The organism is Sheuella amnicola, from assembly GCF_010499255.1.
GTDB classification, from domain to species: Bacteria; Pseudomonadota; Gammaproteobacteria; order Burkholderiales; family Burkholderiaceae_B; genus Zwartia; species Zwartia amnicola.
Genome location: NZ_JAAGRN010000017.1, coordinates 1 through 5,672, shown reverse-complemented (window position 1 = coordinate 5,672; position 5,672 = coordinate 1). Strand labels below are relative to the sequence as shown.

Here is a 5,672-nt window from a genome sequence, read left to right as displayed (position 1 = left end):
CCGAATTTGCAATACCTTGTTCTTTAAAAATTTGACAACCGATAAGTGTGGGCGCTTGGAATGAGTGCGCAGGTGCTGGGGCTGTAACAGGTCTTGGCGCTGCAAATGAAATCACAAGTGCTCACTTGAAGTGAATAGTACCTTTGGATTTATCCGAAGTAATACGAAGTCACTTCCTTTGAGCAGCGACGTATGACCGGTCTGTGCTTAGGCGCAGGCTATGGAAAATACGAAATATACAGAGATTAAACTGAAGAGTTTGATCCTGGCTCAGATTGAACGCTAGCGGGATGCCTTACACATGCAAGTCGAACGGCAGCACGGACTTCGGTCTGGTGGCGAGTGGCGAACGGGTGAGTAATGTATCGGAACGTGCCTAGTAGCGGGGGATAACTACTCGAAAGAGTAGCTAATACCGCATACGCCCTACGGGGGAAAGGGGGGGATCGCAAGACCTCTCACTATTAGAGCGGCCGATATCGGATTAGCTAGTTGGTGAGGTAAAGGCTCACCAAGGCGACGATCCGTAGCTGGTTTGAGAGGACGACCAGCCACACTGGGACTGAGACACGGCCCAGACTCCTACGGGAGGCAGCAGTGGGGAATTTTGGACAATGGGGGCAACCCTGATCCAGCCATTCCGCGTGTGCGATGAAGGCCTTCGGGTTGTAAAGCACTTTTGGCAGGAAAGAAATCGCACGGGCTAATAACTCGTGTGGATGACGGTACCTGCAGAATAAGCACCGGCTAACTACGTGCCAGCAGCCGCGGTAATACGTAGGGTGCAAGCGTTAATCGGAATTACTGGGCGTAAAGCGTGCGCAGGCGGTTCGGAAAGAAAGATGTGAAATCCCAGGGCTTAACCTTGGAACTGCATTTTTAACTACCGGGCTAGAGTATGTCAGAGGGGGGTGGAATTCCGCGTGTAGCAGTGAAATGCGTAGATATGCGGAGGAACACCGATGGCGAAGGCAGCCCCCTGGGATAATACTGACGCTCATGCACGAAAGCGTGGGGAGCAAACAGGATTAGATACCCTGGTAGTCCACGCCCTAAACGATGTCAACTAGCTGTTGGGGCCTTCGGGCCTTAGTAGCGCAGCTAACGCGTGAAGTTGACCGCCTGGGGAGTACGGTCGCAAGATTAAAACTCAAAGGAATTGACGGGGACCCGCACAAGCGGTGGATGATGTGGATTAATTCGATGCAACGCGAAAAACCTTACCTACCCTTGACATGTCTGGAATCCCGAAGAGATTTGGGAGTGCTCGCAAGAGAACCGGAACACAGGTGCTGCATGGCTGTCGTCAGCTCGTGTCGTGAGATGTTGGGTTAAGTCCCGCAACGAGCGCAACCCTTGTCATTAGTTGCTACGAAAGGGCACTCTAATGAGACTGCCGGTGACAAACCGGAGGAAGGTGGGGATGACGTCAAGTCCTCATGGCCCTTATGGGTAGGGCTTCACACGTCATACAATGGTCGGGACAGAGGGTCGCCAACCCGCGAGGGGGAGCCAATCCCAGAAACCCGATCGTAGTCCGGATCGTAGTCTGCAACTCGACTACGTGAAGTCGGAATCGCTAGTAATCGCGGATCAGCATGTCGCGGTGAATACGTTCCCGGGTCTTGTACACACCGCCCGTCACACCATGGGAGTGGGTTTCACCAGAAGTAGTTAGCCTAACCGCAAGGGGGGCGATTACCACGGTGGGGTTCATGACTGGGGTGAAGTCGTAACAAGGTAGCCGTATCGGAAGGTGCGGCTGGATCACCTCCTTTCAGAGCAGCGTCACGAAGCCAAAGCGCTCACACTTATCGGTTGTCCGAAGTAGACAAGGTAAATATAGGAAGTATGGAAGAGTTTTAAGCCAAGTCGGCCGGGTCTGTAGCTCAGCTGGTTAGAGCACCGTCTTGATAAGGCGGGGGTCGATGGTTCGAGTCCATCCAGACCCACCAGGGTTTAGCGGGGGATTAGCTCAGCTGGGAGAGCACCTGCTTTGCAAGCAGGGGGTCGTCGGTTCGATCCCGTCATCCTCCACCACGAATGCTGGTGAGTAGATCGAGTCAGTATGTAGAGTCCAACGGTTAGTGCACGCGAGCAAGTGATGCGGTGTATTAAGCGTTAGGCTTTAAGCGAGAAGTTTTAAACCTCGAGTTTGAAGTTTGATGTAAGACCTTGTTCTTTAACAATCTGGAAGAAGCACAACGAGAGTTTATGGTTGTAGCTGTGTTTGGCGATACAGGTCGCTAGATATGGTTGCAATCTTTTAAACGGGTTGTGATTGCATTAATAATTTGTTCAATTCTCAAGGCTCTGTTTGATGGGTTAGGTGACTAATCGATTGGATAGGGCGCCAAAGAAAGCGAACGGCACAAACGCTACAAATCAATCAGCGAACTTATAGCCTTTATGGTTATAGGATCAAGCGACTAAGTGCACATGGTGGATGCCTTGGCGATTACAGGCGAAGAAGGGCGTGGTAGCCTGCGAAAAGCTACGGGGAGCTGGCAAACGAGCTTTGATCCGTAGATGTCCGAATGGGGAAACCCACTGCGCAAGCAGTATCCCTGGCTGAATACATAGGCCAGAGGAAGCGAACCGGGTGAACTGAAACATCTCAGTAACTCGAGGAAAAGAAATCAACCGAGATTCCGAAAGTAGTGGCGAGCGAAATCGGAATAGCCTGTACGATTTAGCAGTTGAGATAGTTGAAGGGGATGGAAAGCCCCGCCATAGCAGGTGATAGCCCTGTAGACGAAATTTCGGCTGTGGAACTAAGCGTACGATAAGTAGGGCGGGACACGTGTAATCCTGTCTGAAGATGGGGGGACCATCCTCCAAGGCTAAATACTCGTAATCGACCGATAGTGAACCAGTACCGTGAGGGAAAGGCGAAAAGAACCCCGGAAGGGGAGTGAAATAGATCCTGAAACCGTGTGCATACAAACAGTAGGAGCCCCTTTGGGGGTGACTGCGTACCTTTTGTATAATGGGTCAGCGACTTACGTTCAGTGGCAAGCTTAACCGAATAGGGAAGGCGTAGCGAAAGCGAGTCCGAATAGGGCGAATTCAGTCGCTGGGCGTAGACCCGAAACCAGATGATCTACCCATGGCCAGGTTGAAGGCACGGTAACACGTGCTGGAGGACCGAACCCACTAATGTTGAAAAATTAGGGGATGAGCTGTGGATAGGGGTGAAAGGCTAAACAAATCTGGAAATAGCTGGTTCTCTCCGAAAACTATTTAGGTAGTGCCTCACGTATTACTGCCGGGGGTAGAGCACTGTTATAGCTAGGGGGTCATGGCGACTTACCAAACTATGGCAAACTCCGAATACCGGCAAGTACAGCGTGGGAGACAGAGCACCGGGTGCTAACGTCCGGACTCAAGAGGGAAACAACCCAGACCGCCAGCTAAGGTCCCAAACTATCGCTAAGTGGGAAACGAAGTGGGAAGGCATAGACAGTCAGGAGGTTGGCTTAGAAGCAGCCATCCTTTAAAGAAAGCGTAATAGCTCACTGATCGAGTCGTCCTGCGCGGAAGATGTAACGGGGCTAAGCGATAGACCGAAGCTGCGGGTTTGTGATTTATCACAAGCGGTAGGAGAGCGTTCTGTAAGCCTGCGAAGGTGGCTTGTAAAGGCTGCTGGAGGTATCAGAAGTGCGAATGCTGACATGAGTAGCGATAAAGGGGGTGAAAAGCCCCCTCGCCGTAAGTCCAAGGTTTCCTGCGCAACGTTCATCGGCGCAGGGTGAGTCGGCCCCTAAGGTGAGGCAGAGATGCGTAGCTGATGGGAAGCTGGTTAATATTCCAGCACCATTGTATGGTGCGATGGGGGGACGGATTGCGAAAGGTGATCAGGGTGTTGGAAGTCCCTGTTGCTGCACTAGAGAAGGCGCTTAGGTAAATCCGGGCGCGTAATTCAAGGGTGTGGCGCGAGCGAACTTGTTCGCGAAGTCACTGGAAGTGGTTCCAAGAAAAGCCTCTAAGCTTCAGCCATACAAGACCGTACCGCAAACCGACACAGGTGGACGGGATGAATATTCCAAGGCGCTTGAGAGAACTCAGGAGAAGGAACTCGGCAAATTGATACCGTAACTTCGGGAGAAGGTATGCCTCGGTAGTGTGAAGGGCCCGCGCCCGGAGCATGAAGAGGCCGCAGAGAATCGGTGGCTGCGACTGTTTATTAAAAACACAGCACTCTGCTAAGACGAAAGTCGACGTATAGGGTGTGACGCCTGCCCGGTGCCGGAAGGTTAATTGATGGGGTGCAAGCTCTTGATCGAAGCCCCGGTAAACGGCGGCCGTAACTATAACGGTCCTAAGGTAGCGAAATTCCTTGTCGGGTAAGTTCCGACCTGCACGAATGGCGTAACGATGGCCACACTGTCTCCTCCTGAGACTCAGCGAAGTTGAAGTGTTTGTGATGATGCAATCTCCCCGCGGCTAGACGGAAAGACCCCATGAACCTTTACTGTAGCTTTGCATTGGACTGTGAACCGGCCTGTGTAGGATAGGTGGGAGACGTTGAAGTGTGGTCGCCAGATCGCATGGAGTCAACCTTGAAATACCACCCTGGTTTGTTTGCGGTTCTAACCTTGTCCCGTTATCCGGGTCGGGGACAGTGCATGGTGGGCAGTTTGACTGGGGCGGTCTCCTCCCAAAGTGTAACGGAGGAGTTCGAAGGTACGCTAGGTACGGTCGGAAATCGTGCTGATAGTGCAATGGCATAAGCGTGCTTGACTGTGAGACTGACAAGTCGAACAGGTGCGAAAGCAGGACATAGTGATCCGGTGGTTCTGAATGGAAGGGCCATCGCTCAACGGATAAAAGGTACTCTGGGGATAACAGGCTGATACCGCCCAAGAGTTCATATCGACGGCGGTGTTTGGCACCTCGATGTCGGCTCATCTCATCCTGGGGCTGTAGCCGGTCCCAAGGGTATGGCTGTTCGCCATTTAAAGAGGTACGTGAGCTGGGTTTAAAACGTCGTGAGACAGTTTGGTCCCTATCTGCCGTGGGCGTTGGATACTTGACGGAGCCTGCTCCTAGTACGAGAGGACCGGAGTGGACGTACCTCTGGTGTACCGGTTGTCATGCCAATGGCATTGCCGGGTAGCTATGTACGGAAGAGATAACCGCTGAAGGCATCTAAGCGGGAAACTCGTCTGAAGATAAGGTATCCCGGGGCCTAGAGCCCCCTAAAGGGTCGTTCAAGACCAGGACGTTGATAGGTCAGGTGTGCAAGCGCAGTAATGCGTTGAGCTAACTGATACTAATTGCCCGTGCGGCTTGATCCTATAACCCTACAGGTTAAATCCCTGATTGTTGTAGTGTGAGAGTGTCGTTCGAAATAAATTACCGTAAAACAACGCAACCCAATATATAGACTGCAATGCGATTAAAATGCGTTGCAAGCTAAACTGAATTCACATTGTGTTTCTTCCCAGATTGGAATGACTGAGTGAGCAATCCTCAGCCGTTCAACAAGCTACGCTTGACGACCATAGCGAGGTGGTCCCACCCCTTCCCATCCCGAACAGGACCGTGAAACACCTTAGCGCCGATGATAGTGGATGTACATCTGTGAAAGTAGGACATCGTCAAGCTCTTACACCTCAAACCCCCGCATGCTATCAGCTTGCGGGGGTTTGTCTTTGGGGAGTAGGAAA

The 5,672-nt window shown here is 52.0% G+C and carries 2 tRNA genes and 3 rRNA genes; all 5 read left to right on the top strand.

The window, feature by feature from the left end:
• Positions 1 to 247 precede the first annotated feature (247 nt).
• The 5 genes from G3I67_RS14750 (at position 248) to rrf (ending at position 5,609) form a co-directional block, all read left to right on the top strand.
• Positions 248 to 1,778 (top strand): 16S ribosomal RNA (locus tag G3I67_RS14750).
• Positions 1,779 to 1,878: 100 nt separating this feature from the next.
• A tRNA-Ile gene (locus G3I67_RS14745) sits at positions 1,879 to 1,955 on the top strand.
• Between the two features lie 9 nt (positions 1,956 to 1,964).
• A tRNA-Ala gene (locus G3I67_RS14740) sits at positions 1,965 to 2,040 on the top strand.
• Between the two features lie 379 nt (positions 2,041 to 2,419).
• Positions 2,420 to 5,300 (top strand): 23S ribosomal RNA (locus G3I67_RS14735).
• 196 nt (positions 5,301 to 5,496) lie between these two features.
• Positions 5,497 to 5,609: ribosomal RNA gene (gene rrf, locus G3I67_RS14730) — 5S ribosomal RNA — on the top strand.
• The 16S, 23S and 5S rRNA genes sit together here with 2 tRNA genes alongside, the layout of an rRNA operon.
• The last annotated feature ends 63 nt before the right edge of the window (positions 5,610 to 5,672 follow it).